Origin of the sequence: Arthrobacter sp. AG367, from assembly GCF_007828995.1 — a bacterium.
GTDB lineage: Bacteria > Actinomycetota > Actinomycetes > Actinomycetales > Micrococcaceae > Arthrobacter.
The window spans coordinates 1,405,038-1,428,202 of sequence record NZ_VIVE01000001.1; the positions used below are offsets into that span (position 1 = coordinate 1,405,038).

At 68.2% G+C, this 23,165-nt stretch carries 22 protein-coding genes and 1 riboswitch; of the genes, 9 read left to right on the top strand and 13 right to left on the bottom strand.

Features of this window, described 5'->3' with window-relative positions; translation table 11 throughout:
* Positions 1–24: 24 nt before the first annotated feature.
* The 7 genes from FB478_RS06480 to hemE form a co-directional block, all read right to left on the bottom strand.
* Positions 25–906 carry a uroporphyrinogen-III synthase gene (locus tag FB478_RS06480; RefSeq protein ID WP_144599978.1) on the bottom strand — a complete coding sequence of 294 codons (882 nt, stop codon included), beginning with the start codon at positions 904–906 and terminating at the stop codon, positions 25–27.
* 7 nt (positions 907–913) lie between these two features.
* Entirely contained in the window at positions 914–1,912 is a 999-nt protein-coding gene (hemC, locus tag FB478_RS06485; protein WP_144599979.1) for a hydroxymethylbilane synthase, read from the bottom strand.
* A complete protein-coding gene (locus FB478_RS06490) occupies positions 1,909–3,156 on the bottom strand; it encodes a ferrochelatase (RefSeq protein WP_144599980.1) in 1,248 nt (415 codons plus the stop codon). Before FB478_RS06490 ends, hemC begins: the two co-directional genes overlap by 4 nt.
* Positions 3,153–3,854: a hydrogen peroxide-dependent heme synthase gene (hemQ, locus tag FB478_RS06495; protein ID WP_018768566.1), complete on the bottom strand. Its 702-nt coding sequence runs from the start codon at positions 3,852–3,854 to the stop codon at positions 3,153–3,155. Before hemQ ends, FB478_RS06490 begins: the two co-directional genes overlap by 4 nt.
* A 113-nt stretch (positions 3,855–3,967) precedes the next feature.
* Positions 3,968–4,894: a hypothetical protein gene (locus FB478_RS06500; protein WP_144599981.1), complete on the bottom strand. Its 927-nt coding sequence runs from the start codon at positions 4,892–4,894 to the stop codon at positions 3,968–3,970.
* Positions 4,895–5,006: 112 nt separating this feature from the next.
* On the bottom strand, positions 5,007–6,488 hold the full coding sequence (gene hemG, locus FB478_RS06505) for a protoporphyrinogen oxidase (protein ID WP_144599982.1): 1,482 nt from the start codon (positions 6,486–6,488) through the stop codon (positions 5,007–5,009).
* Between the two features lie 4 nt (positions 6,489–6,492).
* Positions 6,493–7,587, bottom strand: coding sequence for a uroporphyrinogen decarboxylase (gene hemE, locus FB478_RS06510; RefSeq protein ID WP_043424792.1), 1,095 nt, complete (start codon positions 7,585–7,587; stop codon positions 6,493–6,495).
* 158 nt (positions 7,588–7,745) lie between these two features.
* Between hemE and FB478_RS06515 the strand changes: the two genes are divergently transcribed.
* A complete protein-coding gene (locus FB478_RS06515; RefSeq protein ID WP_144599983.1) occupies positions 7,746–9,071 on the top strand; it encodes a glutamyl-tRNA reductase in 1,326 nt (441 codons plus the stop codon).
* 171 nt (positions 9,072–9,242) lie between these two features.
* Here FB478_RS06515 and moeB read toward each other — a convergent pair whose 3' ends face one another.
* Positions 9,243–10,442 carry a molybdopterin-synthase adenylyltransferase MoeB gene (gene moeB / locus FB478_RS06520; RefSeq protein ID WP_144599984.1) on the bottom strand — a complete coding sequence of 400 codons (1,200 nt, stop codon included), beginning with the start codon at positions 10,440–10,442 and terminating at the stop codon, positions 9,243–9,245.
* Between the two features lie 84 nt (positions 10,443–10,526).
* On the opposite strand from moeB, the gene FB478_RS06525 reads away from it, so the two are divergent.
* The 3 genes from FB478_RS06525 to FB478_RS06535 are packed head-to-tail and all read left to right on the top strand — an operon-like array spanning position 10,527 to position 11,789.
* Positions 10,527–11,192 carry a TetR/AcrR family transcriptional regulator gene (locus tag FB478_RS06525; protein WP_018768572.1) on the top strand — a complete coding sequence of 222 codons (666 nt, stop codon included), beginning with the start codon at positions 10,527–10,529 and terminating at the stop codon, positions 11,190–11,192.
* A 48-nt stretch (positions 11,193–11,240) separates the two neighbouring features.
* A complete protein-coding gene (locus tag FB478_RS06530; protein ID WP_018768573.1) occupies positions 11,241–11,465 on the top strand; it encodes a DUF3107 domain-containing protein in 225 nt (74 codons plus the stop codon).
* A 21-nt stretch (positions 11,466–11,486) separates the two neighbouring features.
* Positions 11,487–11,789, top strand: a complete 303-nt coding sequence (locus tag FB478_RS06535; RefSeq protein WP_018768574.1) for a hypothetical protein — start codon at positions 11,487–11,489, stop codon at positions 11,787–11,789.
* Positions 11,790–11,876: 87 nt separating this feature from the next.
* On the opposite strand, the gene FB478_RS06540 is transcribed toward FB478_RS06535, so the two are convergent.
* The 3 genes from FB478_RS06540 to thiO all read right to left on the bottom strand — a co-directional run bounded on the left by FB478_RS06540 (position 11,877) and on the right by thiO (position 14,231).
* On the bottom strand, positions 11,877–12,692 hold the full coding sequence (locus tag FB478_RS06540) for a thiazole synthase (RefSeq protein ID WP_056394063.1): 816 nt from the start codon (positions 12,690–12,692) through the stop codon (positions 11,877–11,879).
* Between the two features lie 4 nt (positions 12,693–12,696).
* Positions 12,697–12,933 carry a sulfur carrier protein ThiS gene (thiS, locus tag FB478_RS06545; RefSeq protein ID WP_056394066.1) on the bottom strand — a complete coding sequence of 79 codons (237 nt, stop codon included), beginning with the start codon at positions 12,931–12,933 and terminating at the stop codon, positions 12,697–12,699.
* Positions 12,930–14,231, bottom strand: a complete 1,302-nt coding sequence (gene thiO, locus FB478_RS06550) for a glycine oxidase ThiO (protein WP_134163765.1) — start codon at positions 14,229–14,231, stop codon at positions 12,930–12,932. The genes thiS and thiO overlap by 4 nt, the downstream gene beginning before the upstream one ends.
* Positions 14,224–14,343: riboswitch (TPP riboswitch) on the bottom strand. It overlaps the preceding gene by 8 nt.
* Before the next feature lie 27 nt (positions 14,344–14,370).
* Here thiO and thiE point away from each other — a divergent pair.
* From thiE to FB478_RS06570, 4 genes are all read left to right on the top strand, one after another.
* The gene (thiE, locus tag FB478_RS06555; RefSeq protein WP_134163764.1) at positions 14,371–15,102 is read left to right on the top strand and encodes a thiamine phosphate synthase; all 732 of its coding nucleotides are present in this window, start codon (positions 14,371–14,373) and stop codon (positions 15,100–15,102) included.
* A gap of 36 nt (positions 15,103–15,138) precedes the next feature.
* A complete protein-coding gene (locus tag FB478_RS06560; RefSeq protein ID WP_144599985.1) occupies positions 15,139–16,644 on the top strand; it encodes an RNB domain-containing ribonuclease in 1,506 nt (501 codons plus the stop codon).
* Positions 16,645–16,933: 289 nt separating this feature from the next.
* Complete coding sequence (locus tag FB478_RS06565; RefSeq protein ID WP_018768580.1) at positions 16,934–18,634, top strand: DEAD/DEAH box helicase; 1,701 nt, start codon at positions 16,934–16,936, stop codon at positions 18,632–18,634.
* Positions 18,635–18,642: 8 nt separating this feature from the next.
* Positions 18,643–19,515, top strand: coding sequence for a site-specific DNA-methyltransferase (locus FB478_RS06570; RefSeq protein WP_018768581.1), 873 nt, complete (start codon positions 18,643–18,645; stop codon positions 19,513–19,515).
* Here FB478_RS06570 and FB478_RS06575 read toward each other — a convergent pair.
* Complete coding sequence (locus FB478_RS06575) at positions 19,512–20,360, bottom strand: PHP domain-containing protein (RefSeq protein ID WP_018768582.1); 849 nt, start codon at positions 20,358–20,360, stop codon at positions 19,512–19,514. The genes FB478_RS06570 and FB478_RS06575 overlap by 4 nt on opposite strands.
* 80 nt (positions 20,361–20,440) lie before the next feature.
* Here FB478_RS06575 and FB478_RS06580 point away from each other — a divergent pair, with 80 nt between their 5' ends.
* Positions 20,441–22,015, top strand: coding sequence for an aminopeptidase P family protein (locus FB478_RS06580; protein ID WP_056394082.1), 1,575 nt, complete (start codon positions 20,441–20,443; stop codon positions 22,013–22,015).
* A gap of 140 nt (positions 22,016–22,155) precedes the next feature.
* Here the strand turns inward: FB478_RS06580 and FB478_RS06585 are convergent, their stop codons facing one another.
* Positions 22,156–23,157 (bottom strand): general stress protein, encoded by a 1,002-nt coding sequence (locus FB478_RS06585; protein WP_144599986.1) that lies wholly within the window; start codon positions 23,155–23,157, stop codon positions 22,156–22,158.
* Between the last annotated feature and the right edge of the window lie 8 nt (positions 23,158–23,165).

The window sequence follows — 23,165 nt, forward strand, 5'->3', positions numbered from 1 at the left end:
AGGGGGCATACCGGGGCGGGACGGTCAGGGCGGGTTGAGGGCCTTCGCGACGGCCGCCACCAGCCCGTCCGGTGTGGGCTCAGCCGCCACCGCAGCCACGTCCAGGCCCAGGGCAGCAGCCTGGTCCGCCGTCGAACGGCCGATCACCACCAGCCGGCAGCCGCCCAGGGGACCAAGGGCGGAAATACGGCGTACGGAGCTCGGCGAGGCGGCGATCACGGCCGCTATGCGCCCTTCGGCGATGTCCGCGGCGGCCGTTTCGGGCGTCAGGAGGGAGTACGACGGCGGGTGCTGGCCGGCGTCGCCGTCTTCCGGCTGCACGGCGAGCCTGCGGTCGGCTGCCGCCGGATAGTCGACGGTGCGGTAGGCCGTTACGGCGGTGACGGCGCTGCCTGCGGCAGCGAGGCCCTCTGCCAGTGTGCCGGCTGCGATGTCCGCCTGCGGCAGCAGGATCCTGCCGCCGCCGGGCCATACCGCGAGGAGGCCGGCGGCCGACTGTTCGCCGGCGGGGGTGAGGGCGGCATCCAGCCCGCCCGCCGACAGCAGCCTCCGCGTGGCGGGGCCGATCGCGGCGATCCGGGTACCTGAGGGGACCAACTGGCCCAGGCCAAGGCCACGCTCGGCGGCCTTTTCCATCAGGACATGCACGGTAGTGGCACTGCTGACCACCAGCCAGTCGAAGGCCCCTGCCGCCAGGGCGTCGCAGGCGACGTCGAGCGCGTGCTGGTCCGGGGCCCGTTCGAAGTCGATGAGCGGCAGTAGCACCGGCATCGCGCCGGCTCCGGCCAGGGCCTCCATCAGGGCACCGGACCGCTCCGGGCTGCGCGTGACGAGGACGCGGGCTCCGCCCAGCAGGGATTGGCTGGGTGGAATCTGCGGTCCGGACCTGCGGGAAGGCTGCGTCATCGCCGGGTCAGGACGCCTGCAGGTCTGCGATGTCGGCGGCTCCGGCGGCAAGCAGCGCTTCGGCCAGTTCGATGCCCAGCAGGGTGGCCCCGACTTCCGTGAGTCCGTCCGTGGCGCGCTTGTCCCGGACCGTTGCGGTGCCGTCGACGGCGCACACCACGGCTTCCAGGTGCAGCATGCTGCCCTTCCGGTAGGCATAGGCGCCTACCGGGGCTGCACAGCCTGCTTCGAGCCGGGCCAGCAGGGCGCGCTCTGCCGTCACGGCAAGGCGGGTGTCGAGGTGATCCAGGGCAGCGAGGGCTTGGGCCAGGACCTCACGGGATCCTTCATCCGATCCCGGTTTGGGCGGCGCGTCGGCAGTACGGCACTCGATGGCTAGTGATCCCTGTCCGGCCGCGGGCAGCATCACGTCCGTTTCGAGGTACTCGGTGACGGCGTCCAGCCGGCCAATGCGCTCAAGGCCGGCGGCAGCAAGAACCACGGCGTCCAGGTCGCAGGATTTCCCGGGGACCACTTGGTCAGTGGAGTTGCCTGGCAGGCCGGGAACACGGCCCAGGCGGGTGTCCACGTTGCCGCGGATGTCGACAATGTCCAGGTCGGCGCGGGCCGCCCGCAGCTGTGCAGCGCGGCGGGGCGACCCGGTGCCGACCCGGGCTCCGGCAGGCAGGTCGGCCAGCTTGAACCCATCGCGGGCGCACAGGACGTCGCGGACGTCCACCCGGCGCGGCGTGGCGGCAAGGCTGAGTCCTACGGCCGCACCGGTGGGCAGGTCCTTGAGCGAATGGACGGCGACGTCGCACTCACTGCGCAGCAGCGCGTCGCGCAGGGCCGCAACAAAGACGCCCGTGCCGCCCATCTGGGACAGCGACCCGGTGAGGACGTCACCGTCAGTGCGGATGTGCACCAGTTCCACCGGGAAACCCCCGACGGCGGCGAGCTGGTCCGCGGTCTGCTGGGTCTGGGTGAGCGCCAGTTTGCTGGCGCGGGTTCCAATCCGGACCGTCACGGCTGCGCCGTCTCGCCGGCATCCCCCGAGGGATAAGGGTCATGCCCCGTGCCCACGGTGGTGTCGGCTCCTGCAATCGTGGGTTTTTCGCCGCGGAAGTTGGCGCAGCAGCCCGGGCGGCAGACGTCGTACCAGGGGCCAAGATCCGTCAGGGCGGGACGGTCGCTGATGTTGTTGGCCACCGTCCGCTCGCAGATGAGGTCCACAAGTCCATTAACGAACGTGCGGTGGGTACCGGGGGTGGAGACGCGGGTGGCCGCAAGGCCGAGGTTTGCGCACGTTTCCATGGCCTCGGTGTCCAGGTCCCAGACAACTTCCATGTGGTCGCTGACAAAGCCCAGGGGGACGATGACGATGCCCTTGACGCCCTGCCCGGCGAGTTCCTCGATGGCGTCATTGATGTCCGGTTCCAGCCACGGCACGTGCGGGGCGCCCGAACGGGACTGGTACACCAGGGACCACGGTGCGGTCAGGCCGGTTTCATCCTGGACCCGCCCGATGACGGCCGCGGCGTTGGCCAGGTGCTGCGCCACGTAGGCGGACCCTTCCTCGAACTCACGCGGCTCACCCTCGGACCGCCCCGCGGCCTCAGCATCCCGGGTAGGGATGGAGTGGGTGGCAAACAGGATGTGGACGGGCGCGTCGGGGCTTCCGGCGTCGGCAAGCTTGGCGCGGACATCGGCCAGTCCTGCGGCAGTTCCCTCGACGAACGGCTCCACGAAACCGGGGTGGTCGAAGTACTGGCGGACCTTGTCCACTTCCAGCCGGCCGTCCAGGCCGGTCTCCGTCAGGGCCATGCCGATGTCCTCGCGGTACTGGCGGCAGCTGGAGTAGCAGGAGTAGGCACTCGTGGTGAGCATCAGCACCCGGCGGTGGCCGGCGTCGTACGCTTCCTGCAGGGTCTGGGGGATGTACGGCGCCCAGTTCCGGTTGCCCCACAGCACGGGCAGGTCGATGCCGCGGGCAGCCAGTTCGGCTTCCAGCGCTGCCTTGAGTTCCCGGTTCTGCTGGTTGATGGGGCTCACGCCGCCGTTGGCGCGGTAATGGTGCGAGACTTCCTCGAGCCGCTCGTCCGGGATCCCCCGGCCGCGCGTGACGTTGCGGAGGAACGGGATGACGTCCTCCTGGCCTTCCGGACCGCCGAAGGAGGCGAGCAGGACGGCGTCGTAATTCTTGGGGGCCATGCGCCCGGCCTCGGTGACGGGGTTCACGGCGGTGGCAAGTGTGGGGTCGAGCGGGTTCATGCGAGCACCTCTGCTACTTCTTCGGCGGTGATCCGGCGTCCGGTGTAGAACGGAACTTCCTCGCGGACATGGTTGCGGGCCTCCGTGGCGCGCAGGTGGCGCATCAGGTCCACGAGGTCCACCAGTTCGGGTGCTTCCAGGCCGAGGATCCATTCCCAGTCCCCCAGGGCGAAGGAGGAGACGGTGTTGGAGATGACCTGGGGGAAGTCCCTGCCCAGCAGGCCGTGGTCGCGGAGCATCTTGCCGCGCTCGGCCTCCGGCAGGATGTACCACTCGTAGGAGCGCACGAACGGGTAGACGCACAGCCACTCGGCCGGAGCGACGCCCCGCGAGTAGGCGGGCGTGTGGTTCTTGGCGAACTCCGCCTCGCGGTGGACGCCCATGGCGGACCACACGATCTCCGTGCCCGCGAAGAGGGGGCTGCGGCGGATGTCGCGGATGGCCTGCTGCAGCGCCTCGGGCTTGGGGCCGTGGAGCCACACCATGACGTCGGCGTCGGCGCGCATGGCCGAGACGTCGTAGCTGCCCCGGTGCGTGACGCCGGCCGCGGCGAGCCGCTCCAGCAGCGCTTCGAAGTCGGCGGCGGCATCGGCGCTGCGGACCACTGACTCTGACCGCTTGAATACCGTCCAGAGGGTAAAGAACTGCTCGGCTGATTCTTCGGTTTTAGTGACAGATTCGGCAGAAGTGTGGCTCATGGTTACAAGTTTGCCCCTTCGCTGCCCCCAAGGCGAAACCGAAGAGTTCTACGACTCGTAGAAGTGAGCAAAGTCACGTTTGCCTGCCGTGGAGGGCTTCCGGCGCCGCATCCTCAGGGGCGGCGCATGCGCAGGAAGACCAACCCGGCGGCGGCACCCACGCCAACCAGTCCGGCGCCCAGCCACACCATGGCATCCGGCATGTCCGGCAGGGGGCCGGTGGAGGAAACGGCGCGGCCCGGGCCCGCGGGTGCAGCGGCAGCCTGCGGCACCCGGGTGGGCTGGGACTGGCGTGCATTGATGGACAGCGCGGTGGGCAGCGACGTGGGCAGGGTGGGAGAAGGCGCAACCGCTCCCCCACTCGCGGCCGGGCCGGCCGCTTCTCCACCGGCCCCTCCACCGGTGGCGGTACCTGCCGCCCCGCCGGGGGCTGCTACGGCATCCTGTGAACCGGACGCCTGGCCTGCCGCTTCTGTTCCAGGCGAGGGAGGCGTCGGGGCCGGGGCGCCCCCCGCCGGGGAGGTACCGGCCGCGGGGGCAACCCCTGGCGCGGTGGCTGAGGTGGGCCCCGGCTGGGTGCCGGATCCTGGTCGGGTTGCCGTGGAGGATGCTCCGCCGGCCGGCGCCGCAGTCGAGGTGGTCGGGCCGCCGGTCACCAAAGGCGTTCCGGAGACTGCGGGCAGCGGGACGTCCGGAAGCGGCAGTCCCGTCATCGAAGCCTGCGCTGTGGTCTGTGCCGTCGCCGTCGTCGAACCGGGTGCGAGCGAAGCCTTCACGGCCGGCAGCAATGCTCCCGGCACGGCAGGGATGGCCGGAACCTTGCCACGAGGGGTGGCAGTTGCACCGTCCGCGGCCGTTCCGGCCGGGGACGCCTGCGCTGGGGAGTCTTGGGGAGGGGGAACCGCGTCGTCAGCCAAGGACGCCTGCACGCCGGTGGAAAGAACCAGTACCGCTCCGAACGCAGCGGCTGCAGTACCGCGTCGGAGTCCCCCATGGATACCGGTCCGGGACATGGAAAGCTCGGACCTGTGTTGAACCATAGTCATCGACCCTAACCAGAACGGATGGCCGATTGAAAACCGGGAAGGGCCGCGGGGCGTGCGGGTGGATACTGCCAAGAACCCGACGCGCCGGGCTGACCAGCACCGATGCCTAGGCGGCGGTTAACTGGCCGATTTGCTCACGTGTGTCGGCAACGACGGCGGCGAGGCCGTTTCCGGCCACCCAGCCGCCCACGATTGCCAGGCCACCGGCGGCGGTGCAGGCCTGGCGGATCTCTGCTGCCCGGGCGCGGTGCCCCACGGCTGCGAACGGCAGCGAGCCGCGCCATCGGACAACGTCCCATCCGCGCACGTCCCCGCCGGCGATCTGGACGCCCAGGAGAGCGGAAGCGTCCCGCAGGGCGGCTGCGAAGAGCTCGTCATCGGTTTCCGGTCCGGCAGGCTGGTGCACCGAAGCGCCGTCCACCCGGCCGTAGGAAAGGCGCACCACGTGGCGTCCCTGGCCGGCAGCAGCCGCCAGCCAGTCCCATTTGCCCGTTGCATGCGTCAGCGCCTTTGCCTCGATGCCCGGCGTTTGCGGGGCCACCAGGATTCCTGTCCCCCGGGGCCGCCGGTCAAGGTCCGGTTTGTCCAGGACCACGGTGACCAGCTTGACGTCAGGTCCGGACGCAGGCTTCTTCCCTGCGATCAGTGGGACGGCATGTTCCAGCAGTCCGACGGCGGCCGGGCCATCCACGGCCACCACCAGCAGGGCGGTGCGGAAGGCTGCACCGCCGGCCTCCACCAGCCAGCCTTCAGGGGTGCGGGATACAGAGGTGGCAGCGGTGTTCGCCAGCAGGGCGACGCCCCGTCGCCGGAGATCTTCCACCAGTGCATCCACCAGGGTGTGCATGCCGCCTTCGAGGCCCGCGACGGCGGAACCGGCCTTGGCAGGTTTTCCTGCTTGGCCGGGCTGGAGTGGGGTGCCGGCGCCGGCTGCCCCGGAATTCTCACCGGCCCGGCGCCGCTGGGCCGAAACCGCGGCAGCGAGGGAACCGTGCCGGCGCAGCCCTGCCCGCAGCCCTGGAGCCACCATGTCGACGTCGAGCAGCCCGGGATCTGCGGAGTGGACGCCGCCCACCACCGGCGAGACCAGGCGCTCCAGGACCCGCGAACCCATCCGGGCCCTGACCAGCGCGGAGACGCTGGTGACTCCCGCACCGGCGCCCACGGAAGCGGGCAGCAGCCTGTCCAGGGAGGCCCGCAGCGAGCCCAGGGTACCCAGGGTGCGCCGGACTTCAGGATCCCAGGGGTTGGCGGGGATGCCCAGGACGCCGGTCCTGGGAAGTTCGCGGGCACCATCCGGAAGCTGCACCCACGCACCTCCGGGGCGGGGCGGAACGATCCTTGCGCCCAGGCCAAGTTCTGCGCACAGCCGCGCGACGGCGTCGGACCGCGTGGCGAACGACTCGGCGCCACTGTCCAGCGTGAGGCCCGCTACCGTGTGGCTGCCCACGCAGCCACCCCACGCCGGGCCCGCCTCCAGGACCGTCACCTCGTGGCCGGCCGCGGCGAGTTCCCGGGCGGACAGCAGGCCGGAGATTCCGCCGCCCACCACCAGTGCCGTACGTGGCTTCGCCGCAGAACTGCCCATGTGGCTACTCCGGCGAGATGGAGTGGATGAGCTCCACCACCCGGGTCAGGACGTCCGGATCGGTTTCGGGCGGCACTCCATGTCCCAGGTTCAGGACGTGGCCGGGGGCGGCGGAACCGGCGGCGATGACCTCGCGGACATGGGCCTCGAGGATGTCCCAAGGAGCCGCCAGCAGTGCGGGGTCGATGTTTCCCTGCAGCGGGACGGTTCCGCCCAGCCGGCGGTTGGCCTCATCGAGCGGCAGCCGGTAGTCGACGCCCACCACATCCACACCCACGTCGCGCATGGCAACGAGAAGTTCGGAGGTGCCGGTGCCGAAGTGGATGAGCGGAGCCCCGAGGTGGCGGACATGGTCCAGGGCGCGGGCCGACGCCGGTGCAACGTACTTGGTGTAATCGGCCAGTCCCAGCGAACCCGCCCAGGAGTCAAAGAGCTGGGCGGCGGATGCGCCTGCCTCCAGCTGGGCCTGGAGGAACATGCCCGAGGCATCGGCAGCCCAGTTGGCCAGGGCGGTCCACGTCTCCGGATCCGCATGCATCATGGTCCGCGGGCCGAGGTGGTCACGGCTGGGTTTTCCTTCCACCATGTACGCGGCCAGGGTGAACGGTGCGCCGGCAAACCCGATCAGCGGCGTCTTGCCCAGTTCGGCCACGGTCAGGCGGACGGCTTCGCGGATGGGTTCCAGGGCTTCCCAGGTGAGCTGGGGCAGGGCGGCAACGTCGGCCGCCGTACGCACCGGCATGTCAAGGACCGGGCCCACCCCGGGCACGATGTCCACGCCCACGCCGGCGAGCTTCAGCGGGATGACGATGTCCGAGAAGAAGATGCCCGCGTCCACATCGTGGCGGCGTACGGGCTGCAGCGTGATTTCGGAGGCCAGCTCCGGCCGGAGGCAGGAGTCCAGCATGGCGATGCCCTCGCGCACCTTGAGGTATTCCGGCAGCGACCGGCCCGCCTGCCGCATGAACCAGACGGGACGGCGGGACGGCTTGCCTCCGCGGTAGGCCGTGATCAGCGGTGAATCCGCTGTGCGGCCGTCCATCAGTGGATGGTCTGCGGCAAGGGCGCCGGCAGCGGAGACGGCAGGGCTAGGAGTCATGCTTTTGATTGTGCCGAAAAAGAGCTGCAAAAGATAACGACAACCTGTCGCTGGCAACACGGGCCAAGGGAAGGTGGCGCGGATCACGGTGGAATGTGGCGGTTATCCTGTCCGGTGGTTGTTCTACCAGGCAACGAAAAAGCTATGATTGGTCTGCTGTGGTTCTTTTCTCATTGGTGGCTACACACGCCGACATCGACCTTGAAACCGTTGCTCAGTTGAGCAACGGTTCCTCCGGGATTGCCGCATCCGCGCTCACCGAATCCCCCGCCGTGGCAGGGGCAGTGGTGCTGGCCACCTGCAACCGCTACGAAATCTACGGCGAAGCTGCCAACCCCAACGACGTCGAAGCAGCCCGGGCGGCACTCGTGGCCCGGATCAGCGAGGCCAGCGGACTGGCTGAACCCCTCGTCTCACGTTCCTTCAGCACACGCACCGGACCCGAGGTGACCCAGCACCTGTTCGCCGTCAGCGCGGGACTGGACTCCGCCGTCGTGGGTGAACGCGAAATCGCCGGCCAGGTGCGGCGGGCACTGATTACCGCCCAGCACGACGGCACTGCCAGCGCCGGCCTCATCCGGCTTTTCCAGGCCGCCTCCAAGACAGCCAAGGATGTTGGCGCGCAGACGGCCCTCGGTTCCCGCGGCCTGTCCATCGTCTCGGTGGCACTGGACCTTGCCACCGATCTTTCCGAAAACCCGGACTGGACAACCAAGAAGGTTGTGCTGTTCGGGACCGGCGCCTACGCCGGGGCCACCATGGCACTGCTGCGTGAACGCGGCTGCACGGACATCTCCGTTTACTCCTCGTCCGGCCGGGCCGAAGGATTTGTCGCCTCGCGCGGCGGGACCGCCCTGGACGTGGACTCGCTGCGGTCCGCAGTGGCGGCTGCGGACGTCATGATCGGGTGCAGTGGGTCGGACACCCGGGTCGAAGCCGATGAGCTCGCCCAGGTGCGCGCCGATTCGCCGCAGCCCCTGATCGCCATCGACCTTGCCCTCACCCACGACTTCGACCCCGCCGTCGGCGAGCTGGACGGCGTGGAGCTGCTCACCCTGGAATCAGTCCGCCTGGCCGCGCCGCAGGAACAGGCGGAATCGCTGGCCCAGGCCAGCGGAATCGTGAAGGGTGCCGCCAAGGCCTTCGAGCAGGAGCGTGAAGCCCGCTCCGTCGATTCAGCCATTGTTGCCCTGCGGCGCCACACCATGAACGTCCTGGACGCGGAGATGGAAAAGGTCCGTGCCCGCCACGGCTGCACCGCCGCCGCCGAGGAAGTCGAGTTCGCCCTCCGCCGCATGGTCAAGCAGCTGCTGCACGTACCCACGGTCCGCGCCCGCGAACTCGCTGCGAACGGCCAGCAGGACGACTACGTTGCAGCGCTGGAGGCCCTGTACGGCATCACTGTCGAACAGCCCGCCACCGCCGCCCCTGCCGCCGTCGAGGCCGAATGCCCGGTGGACCACCAGGGCCGCGAAACCGCCTGACCACGCCCCAGCACTTCCTGCACCATCTACAAGGACGCCCCATCACTTCCGGCACTATTTACGGCAACGCCCCATCACTTTCTGCACTACTTACGGCAACGCCCCATCACTTTCTTCTGGAAAGTGATGGGGCGTACTCCAAAAAGGCGCGGGAAGTGATGGAGCGTCCCGTCAGTAGACGGGCTTCTGGGGTTCCACCTCACGCACCCAGGCCAGGATCCCGCCGTCAAGGTGGCTGACCCGCTGGTAGCCGGCCTGCCGTGCCGCTGCCAGCACGTTCGCGGACCGGGTGCCGGCCTTGCAGTGGAACACGATGTCCCGGTCCTGCGGAAGTTCGTCCCACGCCTCCCCGGCAAGGATCCGTCCCTGCGGGATCAGTTTGGCCCCGTCGATCTGGACGATGTCGTATTCCCCGGCTTCGCGGACATCTACCAGCTCGAAATCCTTGAGCCCGGCTTTCCGCGACGCCAGCATGGTGGCCAGCTGAGTAGCGGTGACCGTATGTTCCGTGTCCGCCTGCGAGGCGGGAGCGATGCCGCAGAAAGCCTCGTAGTCAGTGAGTTCGGTGATGGGTTCCGCCGCGGGGTCCTTCGACACCCGGATCTCCCGCCAGCTGCCGCCCAAGGCGTCAAAGAGGGCCACGCGGCCCAGCAGGGAACGCCCGACGCCGGTGATCAGCTTCACTGCCTCGGTCACCATGAGCGATCCCACGGCAGCGCAGAGCATGCCGAACACACCGCCCTCGCCGCAGGACGGCACGGACCCCGCGGGGGGAGCCTCCGGATACAGGTCGCGGTAGGTGGGCCCGTGCTTCTCCCAGAACACGCTGACCTGGCCGTCGAACCGGAAGATGGAACCCCACACGTAGGGCTTGCCCAGGATGGCCGCGGCGTCGTTCACCAGGTACCTGGTGGCGAAGTTGTCGGCCCCGTCAAGGATGAGGTCGTACCCCCGGAACAACTCCAGGGCGTTGGACGCGTCAAGGCGCAGGTTGTGCAGCCGGACATCCACCAGCGGATTCAGCTCCGCGATGGCATCGCGTGCCGACTCGATCTTGGGCCGGCCCACGTCGCTGACGCCGTGGATCACCTGCCGCTGCAGGTTGCTCAGGTCCACCACGTCGTCGTCGACGATTCCAATGGTTCCAACGCCTGCCGCGGCCAGGTACAGCAGGGCCGGGGCGCCCAGGCCGCCGGCACCGATCACCAGCACCTTGGCGTTCTTGAGCCGCCGCTGGCCCAGGGCACCGATCTCGGGAATGATCAGGTGCCGGGAGTACCGTTCAACCTCGGCAGGGGTGAGGCCGGCGGCCGGTTCCACCAGCGGATCCAGGGAATGGGTTGAAACATTTGCGGTGAAAGACGAAGCCATACTTCAATGTATGCCCCGGGATACCGCCGGGTCATATTACCCCGCAGTAAAGTGAAGGTAACTGCAATGGAAAGAAGGACAACTGTGGTCCCTGAAGCACGGGCTGACCGCCCGCCCGCCGCCGAACCGCAAACTCCCTCCCGCCCCGCAGGCCATCGGTCCGCCCGGCTGCCCCGGGATGAGCGCCGCGCACAGCTGCTTGCCGCCGCCCAGGAGGTGTTCGTGGCCAACGGCTACCACGGCGCGGCCATGGATGAAATTGCAGAGACCGCCCATGTCAGCAAACCGGTGCTGTACCAGCACTTTCCGTCAAAGCGGGAACTCTACCTCGCACTGCTCGAGAGCCACCTTGCGTCCCTGACCGAGTTGATGCTGGGTGCCCTGAATTCCACCACGGACAACGATGAACGGGTCCAGGCCGTCATGCGCGCCTACTTCCATTTCATCGCCAGCGACGACCAGGCCCACCGCCTGGTGTTCGAGTCCGACCTGATCAACGACCCCGACGTCAGCTCCAGGCTGGAAACCTTCAACCGGACCTTCGCCGACGCCATCGCCAGGGTCATTGCCGAGGACACCAAGCTCCCCCACCTCGAGGCCGAACTCCTTGGCCGCGGACTGGCCGGAATGGCGCAGGTCAGCGCGCGGTACTGGCTGGAAACGGACGGCAACCTGGACCTCAACGTGGCCAGTGACCTCATCTACCGTTTAGCTTGGCGCGGAATCTCTCGCTTCCCCAAAGAGTCCTAGACTACAAATAAGACATCATCGACGAACTTCACAGGCTGGGAGGCCCCCTTGGAAATTAAGATCGGCGTTCAAAACGTTGGCCGCGAGATCGTGCTGGAATCGGACCAGGACGCGGAGACTGTGGCCAAGGTTGTTGGCGAAGCCATCACCGGAGGCAACGAACTTCGCCTGAAGGATGAAAAAGGACGCCTGATCATTGTTCCGGGCAACGCTCTTGCCTATGTGGAAATCGGTGCCGAAGAGGTTCGGCGCGTAGGTTTCGGCCAGTTCTAGTCCCCGGTTCCAAGGAGATCCATGCTTTCGCTGTCCATCGTGGTGCTGGCCACTGTCGCCGGCGGCTTCGTCGTCTGGGCCAATGACAAGCGGCACGCCAAGTACGGTGCGGCGCTTCCGGCCGGCGTCGCCGCGGGTGCTGCGGCGCTGGTGTGGATCATTCTGATGGCGGCCGGTTTCGGCTACCTGCCCGGGCTGACCTGGCTTCCCTGGGTCCTGCCCATCGTGCTGGGCATTGCTGCCGCCATCGCCGCCGTCGCCTATTTTGGCCGTACGCGGGCGCGCCATGATGCGGAACGGCTCACAGCGATCCTGCGGCGCTGAGCCGTCGCTGGCAGGCTCCCAGGCATATGGCTGTGGCCACCACCCAGGCGGGTGGTGGCCACAGCCCTTTAAGCGAATGGCCGATGCCTAGAGGAACTCGGCCCGGCCTTCCATGGCGGATGAGGCGAGGGCATGCTCCCGGCGCGGGATGCGCCCGGCCGCCCGGGCCATCCTGCCCGCGATCACCGCGTGCTTGAAGGCTTCTCCCATGAGGGTGGGGTTCTGGGCGCGGGTCACGGCCGTGGCCAGCAGCACGGCGTCGCAGCCCAGCTCCATGGCAAGGGAGGCGTCGGATGCCGTGCCGATGCCGGCATCCAGGACCACGGGCACGGAGGCCCGGGAAACGATGAGCTCAATGTTGTGCGGGTTCAGGATCCCCAGGCCGGTGCCGATCGGGGCACCCAGCGGCATGACGGCGGTGGCTCCAAGGTTCTCCAGCCGCAGGGCCAGCACGGGATCGTCGTTGGTGTAGGCGAAGACCTTGAAGCCGCGGTTGACCAGCTGCTCGGTGGCCTCGACCAGTTCCACGGCGTCCGGCAGGAGGGTTTGTTCATCGGCGATGACCTCCAGTTTCACCCAGTCTGTTTCCAGGGCCTCCCGGGCCAGTTCCGCGGTAAGGACCGCGTCCCTGGCCGTGAAGCAGCCGGCCGTATTGGGCAGGACCCGGATTCCATGATCCACCAGCAGCTGGAACAGCGAGCCGGTTTCAGCCGTGGAGTAGCGCCGCATGGCCACGGTGGTCAGTGCGGTGCCGGAGGCAAGGAGCGCCGCGCCCAGGCCATCGAGGCTGGGCGCTCCCCCGGTGCCCATGATGAGCCTGGAACCCAGCGCGACGCCGTCGATCACCAGGGCGTCGCCGGCACCGGCGTTTCCTGCAGGGTTGATGGTGCTGGTTTCGGTCATGGCGTCAGCCTCCCTGTACTGCTGTAACAAGTTCGATGTCGTCGCCGTCGGCGAGCGCGGTGGCGAACCATTGGCTGCGCGGCACCACCTGGGCATTGTGCGCGACGGCGACGCCGAGTTTCCCGCCGTCGGTCGCCTGTCCGTTGTCCGCCAGCGGGCGTCCGGTGACCTCGCTGACCAGCGTGGTGATCGAAGCTCCGTCGGCCACCGTGTGCGGGTTTCCGTTAAGGGTGATGTTCAAGCAGTCTCCTTGATGTGGGGGCTTGTTGCTGCCGTTGCCGGCCTGGAAAACCGGTCCGGGCTGAAGGGACCCCAGCGGGGATCGGCCCTGCCGTCCAGCAGTTCCCTGCAGATGGCCGCCGCGGCGGGAGTGAGCAGGACTCCGTGCCGGAAGAACCCGGTGGCGATGATGAGTCCGGGGACGTGCCCGGCCTGTCCTCCCCCGGCGCCCGGAGCGGCCGGCACCCGGCCCAGGAGCGGCGCGTTGTCAGGGGTACCGGGGCGGGCGCGGGCGGTGCATTCCAGGAGTTCGAGTTCAGCGACGGCGGGCACCAGAGCCTGCGCATCCCGCAGCAGCTGGTAGACGCCGCCGGCACTCACGGCATCGGAGAGGGCGTCCTCCCGCTGCGTAGCTCCGATCACCACGGTCCCGTCCTGCCTGGGAACGATGTACACGGGGATGCCGTGGACCAGGCCGCGCACCGTTGACGTCACCAAGGGCTGAAGGTGGCGGGGAACGGCAAGGCGCAGGATATCCCCGTGCACGGGCCGCAGCGGCAGCTCAAGGCCGTCCGGCAGGCCGTCAAGCGCCCCCGCCTGCAGGCCATTGGCCACCACGGTCTCCGTTGCCAGCACCGTGCCGCCGCCGGCCAGGCGGACCCCGGAAACCGTTCCGCCCTCCCACAGCAGCCCGGCTGCCCGCTCCGGCACGGCAAAACCTTCCACTGCCCCGGCAACCGCCAGCTGGGGCTGCTCCTGCGCCGCGCCGGCCAGGGCCAGCCGCAAGGCGGCCACCAGGCGCCGGGGATCCACCTGGTGGTCCGCCGGGGTATCAAGTGCGCACGCAATGGCCGGGCTGAGCAGCGGCTCACGCTTCCGGGCCTCCCGCACGGTCAGGGGTTCCACCGCCAGCCCGTTGGCCTGCTGGACTGTGCGCAGGTCCATCAGCGCCCGGCGGTCGGCCGCGTCGGCACCCACGGCGAGGGTCGGCGTCGTCAGGTATCCGGAATCCGCGCCCGTTGCCCTGCCCAGCCCGGCGGCGAACCCGGGCCAGCGCGATGATGCGTCAAGCATCAGTTCCAGGAGCTCTTCCTCCTGGTAATGCAGTTCGCTGACGGGAGCCAGCATGCCGGCCGCCGCCCAGCTGGCGCCGGTACCGGGCGCGTCATCAATGAGGACCACCGAGCGCCCGGAACGCTGCGCCTCCCAGGCAATGCCGTGCCCCACCACTCCCCCGCCGATGACGGCAACGTCGGCCCGGAGGGTGGAGGGAATGGAGCTGCGGGCGGACCCGGGGTGATGGGTGAAGGGGGTACGCATGTGGGTTCCTTCCCTACGCCGGCATTAACCGGATCAGGTCAAGCGGTCGGCTCTGACGCCCTCTCAGCCCGGCGCTTTGTGACAGCCGCCGCGGGCTCCCGCAGTACCAGCCCAGTTTAGAGGAACTAGGCTTGCACGCATGAATGTGTCCACCCCATCCTTTCCCGCCGGCCACCACGCTCCAGCCACCGAAGTCGTCAATTCACGGGACAACGACGCCCTGAAGGCAGCCCGCCTGTACCTCTGCACCGATGCGCGCCGGGACCGCGGCGACTTCGCGGAGTTCGTTGACGCCGCGTTCGCCGGTGGCGTGGACATCATCCAGCTGCGCGACAAGACCATCGAGGCGGCCGAGGAACTGGACCTCCTGGCGGTGCTGAAGGAATCCGCGGTACGGCACGGAAAGCTGTGGGCGGTCAATGACCGTGCGGACATCGCCGTCCTCTCCGGGGCACCGGTGTTCCACATCGGCCAGAAGGACCTGCCGCTGGCGGCGGCGCGCACGCTGGTCAACGGCAACGCCGCCATCGGGCTCTCCAGCCACACCACCGGGCAGGTGGACGCCGCCCTGGCAGCAACTGCCGGACCAGCCGGGCTGGACTACTTCTGCGTGGGTCCGGTCTGGGCAACCCCCACCAAACCCGGCAGGTCCGCCGTGGGCACTGACCTGGTGAAGTATGCCGCCGAGGCCTCACGGCAGGCGGCGGACCCCGTGCCCTGGTTCGCCATTGGCGGCATTGACCACGGAAACGTCCACCAGGTGGCGGAAGCCGGTGCGCGCAGGATCGTGGTGGTGCGCGCCATCACCGAGGCCTCCGATCCCGCCGCCGCTGCCGCCTCCCTCCTCGACGCATTGGACGCCGCCGCCTGATGCCATATCGGCGGACTTGGAGCTACGCTGACTTTTGTGTCACATCATCGGCTGGCTCCAAACGTCCATGACCACAGGAACGCCCTGGAAGAGGCGTTGGGCCTGCTGCGCACCGAACTTGAACTGCCGGGACCGTACCCGGCTGAGGCAGTGGCGGATGCCCGGGCCGCTGTGGCAGCGCTGAAGCTTCCGTCCTACGACCTGACCGCCGTCCAGTTCGTGACCATCGATCCGGCCTCCTCCACGGACCTGGACCAGGCGGTGTTCATCGAACCGGACGGGAACGGCTACCGGGTAATGTACGCGATCGCCGATGTGCCGGCGTTTGTTGCGCCGGGAGGTCCCCTGGACGCCGAGACCCGGCGCCGCGGCCAGACGTTCTACGCTCCGGACGGCCGGATTCCGCTGCACCCGGAAGTGATCAGCGAGGGGGCAGGAAGCCTGCTGCCGGGCCAGGATTGTTCGGCTTTCGTATGGGACTTCACGCTCGACGGCGACGCAACGGTTGTGTCGGTGGGCGTCAGGCGGGCGCGGGTCCGCAGCCGCGACAAGCTCAGCTACAAGGGTGCGCAGGAAGACCTCGACGCCGGGACGGCCTCGCCGGTGCTGCGGCTCCTCCGCGAGGTGGGCCTGAAGCGGGTGGCCCTGGAGCGGGAACGCGGCGGGGCCAGCCTCAACATGCCCGAGCAGGAAATTGTCCAGCTGCCCGACGGCGGCTACCGCATTGCTGCCGTACCGCAGCTTCCCGTGGAGGACTGGAACGCGCAGATTTCCCTGATGACCGGGATGGCCGCCGCGCAGCTCATGCTGGAGGGCAAGGTGGGAATCCTGCGCACCATGCCCGCCCCGGACGAACGGTCGCTGAAGCATTTCCGGCTGCAGACCGAGGTGCTGGGCAGGCCCTGGGACGGTGAAGTCAGCTACGGCGAATACCTGCGTTCCCTGGATCCCACCGATCCCCGCCAGCTGGCCATCATGCATTCCGCCGGCATGCTGTTCCGGGGCGCCTCCTATACCGCCTTTGACGGAACGGTCCCCGAGGACGGCGTGCAGTCTGCCATCGGCGCGGCCTATGCCCACACCACCGCGCCGCTCCGCCGCCTGGTGGACCGCTTTGTGCTGGTGATCTGCGAGGCCCTCAGCAATGGCGGGGATGTTCCGGACTGGGCGCGGGAAGCCCTGCCGCTCCTGCCGGGCATCATGGCCGGATCGGACCAGCTCGCGTCCAGGATGGAACGACTGGCCCTGGACACCGTTGAGGCCGCGCTGCTGCTGAACCACATCGGGCAGGAGTTCGATGCGATCGTGATTTCCGGCTCCCGGCCGCAAAACGGAAACGGGAATGGAAACGGGACCGGGACGGTGAAAAACGGCAACGGGAAGAACGGAAACGGCAGCGGAAGTTCGGGCATTATCCAGATTGCCGAGCCCGCGGTCACTGCCCGGTGTGCCGGCGAGCTGGAGTCGGGTACCAAGGTCCGGGTCCGGCTGGTTTCCTCGGACATCACCACCCGCGAGATCCATTTCGAGCTCATCCCGTAAGCGGCGGCGGCCGCGGCAGGCGGGCCGAAACGTGTTTCTGCGACCTTGCAGCTAGACTGAGAGGGTAGAAATGGATGCCCGGTCGTTGATTTCCTTGATTTGAAACCAACAAGCCCGCCCCTACGCGATCTTGAGATTTGCCCGTTGGTCACCAGTGCCAGCATTAGATAGCCCGCGATCGGCTTCCACTGGAATCGCTTGCGCGCCTGAGCGTGCTCCGGAACGGCCAGTCCTGGCCGGCCCGTTGAGCAGGCAGCGCCATTGCCCAAATGAATAAGGAAACTCCCCCGTGAGTGAATTGCATACCCACCAGCTCCTGAGCGATGAGACCGGCACGGAAACCATCGAGCCGGAAGAAACCATCATCTCCGACGAGACCCCGCACGAGATCGCGGAGAAGTCCTTTGCCGACTACAACGTCCGCGAGGACATCGTGGAATCCCTGGCTGACGCCGGAATCACCCACCCGTTCCCCATCCAGGCCATGACCCTTCCGGTGGCGCTGGGCGGCCACGACATCATCGGCCAGGCCAAGACGGGCACCGGCAAGACCCTGGGCTTCGGCATCCCCGCACTGCAGCGGGTCATCGGGCAGGACGACCCCGGCTACGCCAAGCTGGCCGTCCCGGGAGCCCCGCAGGCCCTGGTCATCGTCCCCACCCGCGAACTGGCGGTGCAGGTGGCCGGTGACCTGGTGACCGCTTCCCGGAAGCGCAACGCGAGGATCGCCACCATTTACGGCGGCCGCGCCTACGAGCCCCAGGTGGAGGCCCTCAAGCAGGGCGTCGAGGTTGTGGTGGGTACCCCCGGCCGGCTGATCGACCTTTTCAAGCAAAAGCACCTGAGCCTGAAGAACGTCAAGATCGTGGTGCTGGACGAAGCTGACGAGATGCTGGACCTTGGCTTCCTGCCGGATGTCGAGACCCTCATCGCGGCAACTCCCGCAGTTCGCCAGACGCTCTTGTTCTCCGCCACCATGCCCGGTCCGGTCATCGCCATGGCCCGCCGCTACATGACCCAGCCCACGCACATCCGCGCCGCGGACCCTGAGGACGAGGGCCTTACCAAGCGCGATATCCGCCAGCTGATCTACCGTGCGCACAGCATGGACAAGATCGAAGTGGTGGCACGCATCCTGCAGGCCCGCGGCCGCGGACGGACCATCATCTTCACCAAGACCAAGCGCACCGCCGCAAAGGTGGCCGAGGAACTGGTGGACCGCGGCTTCGCTGCCGCTGCCATCCACGGTGACCTGGGGCAGGGCGCCCGTGAACAGGCACTGCGGGCATTCCGCAACAACAAAGTGGACGTCCTGGTGGCCACCGATGTCGCGGCGCGCGGCATCGACGTCGAGGACGTCACCCACGTGATCAACTACCAGTGCGTGGAAGACGAAAAGATCTACCTGCACCGGGTGGGCCGCACCGGCCGCGCGGGCAACAAGGGCACCGCTGTCACGTTCGTGGACTGGGACGATGTTCCCCGCTGGGTGCTGATCAACAAGGCGCTGGGCCTCAACGTGCCCGAACCTGTCGAAACCTACTCCTCCTCGCCGCACCTCTTCGCGGACCTCGACATCCCCGTGGGGACCAAGGGCCGGCTGCCGCGTGACAAGCGGACCCTGGCTGGCGTCGACGCCGAGGTGCTTGAGGACCTGGGCGAAACCGGCAAGAAGAACAGCCGCAGCGGCAGCCGCGACGGCGGCCGGTCCCGGGAACGGGACGGCCGTGGGCGGGAAAGCCGCACTGGCAGCCGCGAAGGTTCCCGCAGCGAAGGAAGCCGCAGCGGCGGCGACACCGCGCGCAGCGGCGAGCGCCGCCGTCGGACGCCGGACTCCGCCGCCGCTCCCGCGGCCGAGGCTGCCGCACCCGCAACGGGCGGCGAACAGCCTTCACGCACCCGCAGGCCCCGGACCCGCACCCGCCGCCGCAACGGCGAAGTGGTGGCAGGCGCCGACACGGGCACGCAGCCTGGCACGTCAGAGGGCTAACTGCCCCGATGACTGACACTGTTTGGGCGCCGGACGGCGGCAGCCTGGTGGTACACGCTGACAACGCGGAGTACCTCCCCACGCTGCCGGACGGCGCCTTCACACTGATTTACGTGGACCCGCCCTTCAACACGGGCAGGCCGCAGCTGCGCCAGGAAACCAGGATGGTGGTTAACGCCGGCGGCAGCGGGGACCGCGTGGGCTTCAAGGGCCGCTCCTACGACACCATCAAGGGCGCCCTGCACCGCTACGATGACGCGTTCAGCGACTACTGGTCCTTCCTGGAACCCCGGCTGGTGGAGGCATGGCGCCTGCTGGCCGACGACGGAACCCTCTACCTGCACCTGGACTACCGCGAGGTGCACTACGCCAAAGTGATGCTTGATGCGATCTTTGGCCGCGAATGCTTCCTGAACGAGATCATCTGGGCCTACGACTACGGCGCGCGGGCCAAAAACCGGTGGCCCACCAAGCACGACAACATCCTGGTGTACGTCAAGAACCCGGCGAAGTACCACTTCGACAGCGCCGAGGTGGACCGCGAGCCGTACATGGCGCCTGGATTGGTAACGCCTGCCAAGCGCGAGCTGGGAAAGCTGCCCACCGACGTCTGGTGGCACACCATCGTCTCACCCACGGGCAAGGAGAAGACCGGTTACCCCACGCAGAAGCCGGAGGGCCTGGTCAGGCGGGTGGTGGCCGCCTCGAGCCGGCCCGGTGACTGGTGCCTGGACTTCTTCGCCGGCTCCGGAACGCTGGGGGCCGTTGCCGCCAAGCTTGGCCGGAAGTTCGTGTGCGTGGACCAGAATCAGCCCGCCATTGACATCATGGCCAAGCGGCTGGGCGCGCACGCCACCCTTGCCTCGTTCCAGCCCAGCTAGGGCCGGACGACGGCGGCTCCCGTGCCGAGTGCCTCGATCCGCGCGAGCATGTCGGGTGCCGTGAGGTTTTCGCCGAGCAGGTTGGGCTTGCCGGTGCCGTGGTAGTCGGAGGAACCGGTAATCAGCAGGCCGTGTTTGGCCGCGAGCCTGCGCAGGAAGTCCCGGCCCTCTTCCGGGTTGTCCCGGTGGTCGATCTCCAGGCCGGCCAGCCCGGCGTCGATCATGTCGCGGTAGGTCCGCTCCCCCACGATCCGTCCCCGTGCGGACGCCACAGGGTGGGCGAACACGGGCACGCCGCCGGCGGCACGGACAAGTTCGACGGCGGTGGCCGGGTCCGGAGCATAGTGCGGGATGAAGTACCGGGACCGGGAGGTGAGGATGGAGGCGAAGGCTTCCGAACGGTCCTCCACCACGCCCGCCGCGACGAGGGCGTCTGCGATGTGCGGCCGTCCGAGGGTGGCGCCGGGTGCCACGTGGTGGATCACGTCATCCCACGTCAGCGGGTAGTCCTCCGCCAGGATGGTGACCATCCGTTCGGCCCTGGTGAGGCGGGAATCCTTGGCCTTGGTGATTTCCTCCAGGAGGCCGGGATGGGTGGGATCATGCAGATAGCTCAGCAGGTGGACGCTGATGCCCTCCTCCGTCCGGCATGAAACCTCCATGCCCGGTACCAGTGCCACCCCGCAGGTTGCTGCGGCCGCTGCCGCCTCCGCCCAGCCTGCCGTGGAGTCGTGGTCGGTCAGGGCCACCACATCAAGGCCGGCACGCGCGGCGGACGCCATGACATCGGCGGGCGTTTCGGTACCGTCGGAAACATTGGAGTGGGCATGCAGGTCAATCCTCACTGGTCCAGCGTAGTGGACCACGGCCCCGGGACCCGGCTGTCCTGTTCGCTTAGCCGGGATGCTGGTGAGACGATGGTGCCGTGAACGATGCCGAAAACACCCAAAACTCTGCTTCCCAGCCGTTGGAGGAGCGCGTCAACAACCGCTCGCAGCGGCCCAGTTCCAACGCTTTCAAGGCCTTCATGGCCAGCAACTGGGCGCCGTCCAGCCAGGAGCTTCCGCAGCGGGACGCCGTCGCCGGATACGCCGCTGCCCGGCGCAAGGCGATCTCCGCCCTGTTCAACGGCGAACGCCTGATCATCCCCGCGGGGCCCCTGAAAGTCCGTTCCAACGACTGCGACTACCGCTTCCGCCCGCACTCCGGCTTCGCCCACCTGACCGGGCTGGGCCTGGACCACGAACCGGATGCCGTCCTGATCCTGGAACCCGTGGCAGAAGGAACGGGCGACGACGGCGGGAACCACCGCGCGACGCTGTACTTCCGGCCGCTGGCCGGCAGGGACACCGAACAGTTCTACGCCGATTCCCGCTCCGGCGAGTTCTGGATTGGGGCCCGCCCCACCCTGGAGGAATTCGAGGCCCGCCTGGGACTGGCCACCGCGCACATCGACCAACTGGAAACGGCCATCACCAAGGATGTGGGCGCCCCGGAGATCGGCGGAATCTCCATCCGCCTGGTCCGCAAAGTGGACGAGAACATTGACGCACTGGTGGACACGGCCCGGTACAACACGGCCAGGGACCCTGAGAACCTGGACCTTGGCGTCCTTGATGCCCTGGACGAAAAGCTCAGTGAGGCCCTTTCCGAACTGCGCCTGCTCAAGGATGAGTGGGAAATCGAGGAAATGAAGATCGCGGTGGCGGCCACCGTCGAAGGCTTCGAAGAAGTGGTCAAGGCACTTCCGCGGGCACTGACGCATGCCCGCGGCGAGCGGGTGGTGGAGGGAGCCTTCTTCGCCCGCGCCCGCGAAGTGGGCAACGAACTGGGTTACGACACCATCGCAGCATCCGGCAACAACGCCACCGTGCTGCACTGGACCCGCAACACCGGACGCATCCACGCCGGCGAGCTCCTGCTCCTGGACGCCGGTGTCGAGGCCGACTCGCTCTACACTGCAGACATCACCCGGACGCTTCCGGCCAGCGGCTCCTTCAGCGACATTCAGCGCAAGGTCTACCAGGCAGTCCTCGATGCTGCCGACGCCGGGTTCGCCGCTGCCCGGCCGGGAACCAAGTTCCGTGACATCCACACCGCCGCCACCACCGTGCTGGCAGAACGCCTGGCCGAATGGGACATCCTGCCGGTCAGCGTGGAGGAGGCCATCAGCCCCGAGGGGCAGCAGCACCGCCGGTGGATGCCGCACGGCACCAGCCACCACCTGGGACTGGACGTGCACGACTGCGCGCAGGCCAAACGCGAACTCTACCTGGACGGCATCCTCACCGAAGGCATGGTCTTCACCATCGAACCGGGCCTGTACTTCAAGAAGGAAGACCTGGCGATTCCCGAGGAATACCGCGGCATCGGCATCAGGATCGAGGACGACATCCTCATGACCGCTGACGGCCCCGTGAACCTCAGTGCCGCCCTGCCGCGGAAACCGGAAGACGTGGAGGACTGGATGGCCGGCATCTACCGAACCGAAGAAGCCTGACCCCGGCCGGAAACAGCAAAGAGCGGGGCCGCCGGATTCGTTCCGGCGGCCCCGCTCTTTGCGTTGGCGCTCCCAGGTTTCCTTGGCTTTCAGGTTTCCTTGGCTTTCAGGCTTCCTGGACCTTGGCTGCTCCGGCCGTCCTACTCCCGGTGGTCGCCGTGGTGCTGGTCCCCGTCCTGGCCATGCCGGGCGTCGGGTTGGTGTTCCGCGTTCTGTCCTGGCGCAGGCTGTCGGGGATCTGGCTGTCCTGGCCCTGGCTGTCCGGCGCCGGGACCCTGCGGCAGGCGCACGCCGTACTGCGGGCGGCCATCCGGCAGGTCCGGGTAGCGGACGGCCCGGGCCGGGCTTGCCGGCTGCGCCGGCTGGTGCTGGCCGCCGTCGTATTGCTGCCCGCCGTGCTGCTGCCCACTGTGCTGCTGGCCACTGTGCTGCTGGCTGGCGTCGCCTGCGTAGCCACTTCCGTCCTGGGCTGATCCATCCTCGGCGGCTGTGCCGGCGGACCGCTGGCCGTAGGGATCGTTCCATCCGGCGGGACGGGCAGGGCCCTGCTGCTGCCCCGGCTGCTGCTGGTGCTGGTACGGCTGGTTGTAGTAGTCGTGCTGTGTGTACGGCCGCTGGCCCGCTGCCGCGTCCGAACGCGTCATGGGCAGCTGCTGCAGCAGGCGCCGCGCCTCGTGGGCGGCCTCCGGCGCAACGATCACGTCATAGCTCGTTGCCACCACCTGGCTGGTGGACGTGAAGTCCCGCTTGCCGCGCTGCATGGCGTACGTGACGATGCCGAAGAGCATGAAGAACGCCGCACCCATCAGCACCGACGTCATGATCGAGAAGTAGCCGGGCGAGGGTGCGAAGAAGGACAGCATGACGCCGACGAACAGGCCGAACCACATGCCGCTCAACGCCCCCGACAGCGCCACCCGGGGGTAGCTGAGACGCCCGGTGACCCGCTCCACCATCTTCAGTTCATTGCCCACGATGGAGACCATCTGGACCGGGAACTGCTGGTCCGCCAGGTAGTCAACCGCTTTTTGGGCGTCGAGGTAGGAAGTGTAGGAGCCAACGGTGTCGCCGGTGGGAACAGCCCGGGCATCGTCCGGTCCGTTCGCGGCGCCGGCCCTGGGAGGACCAAAAATGTTCGACATAACCCCAT

Bases quoted from the DNA above. Each gene is read 5' to 3' on its own strand.
- FB478_RS06480 (WP_144599978.1), bottom strand. From the start codon at position 906: ATGACGCAGCCTTCCCGCAGGTCCGGACCGCAGATTCCACCCAGCCAA.
- FB478_RS06490 (WP_144599980.1), bottom strand. From the start codon at position 3,156: ATGAACCCGCTCGACCCCACACTTGCCACCGCCGTGAACCCCGTCACC.
- hemQ (WP_018768566.1), bottom strand. From the start codon at position 3,854: ATGAGCCACACTTCTGCCGAATCTGTCACTAAAACCGAAGAATCAGCC.
- FB478_RS06500 (WP_144599981.1), bottom strand. From the start codon at position 4,894: ATGGTTCAACACAGGTCCGAGCTTTCCATGTCCCGGACCGGTATCCAT.
- hemG (WP_144599982.1), bottom strand. From the start codon at position 6,488: ATGGGCAGTTCTGCGGCGAAGCCACGTACGGCACTGGTGGTGGGCGGC.
- hemE (WP_043424792.1), bottom strand. From the start codon at position 7,587: ATGACTCCTAGCCCTGCCGTCTCCGCTGCCGGCGCCCTTGCCGCAGAC.
- moeB (WP_144599984.1), bottom strand. From the start codon at position 10,442: ATGGCTTCGTCTTTCACCGCAAATGTTTCAACCCATTCCCTGGATCCG.
- FB478_RS06535 (WP_018768574.1), top strand. From the start codon at position 11,487: ATGCTTTCGCTGTCCATCGTGGTGCTGGCCACTGTCGCCGGCGGCTTC.
- FB478_RS06540 (WP_056394063.1), bottom strand. From the start codon at position 12,692: ATGACCGAAACCAGCACCATCAACCCTGCAGGAAACGCCGGTGCCGGC.
- thiO (WP_134163765.1), bottom strand. From the start codon at position 14,231: ATGCGTACCCCCTTCACCCATCACCCCGGGTCCGCCCGCAGCTCCATT.
- thiE (WP_134163764.1), top strand. From the start codon at position 14,371: ATGAATGTGTCCACCCCATCCTTTCCCGCCGGCCACCACGCTCCAGCC.
- FB478_RS06570 (WP_018768581.1), top strand. From the start codon at position 18,643: ATGACTGACACTGTTTGGGCGCCGGACGGCGGCAGCCTGGTGGTACAC.
- FB478_RS06585 (WP_144599986.1), bottom strand. From the start codon at position 23,157: ATGTCGAACATTTTTGGTCCTCCCAGGGCCGGCGCCGCGAACGGACCG.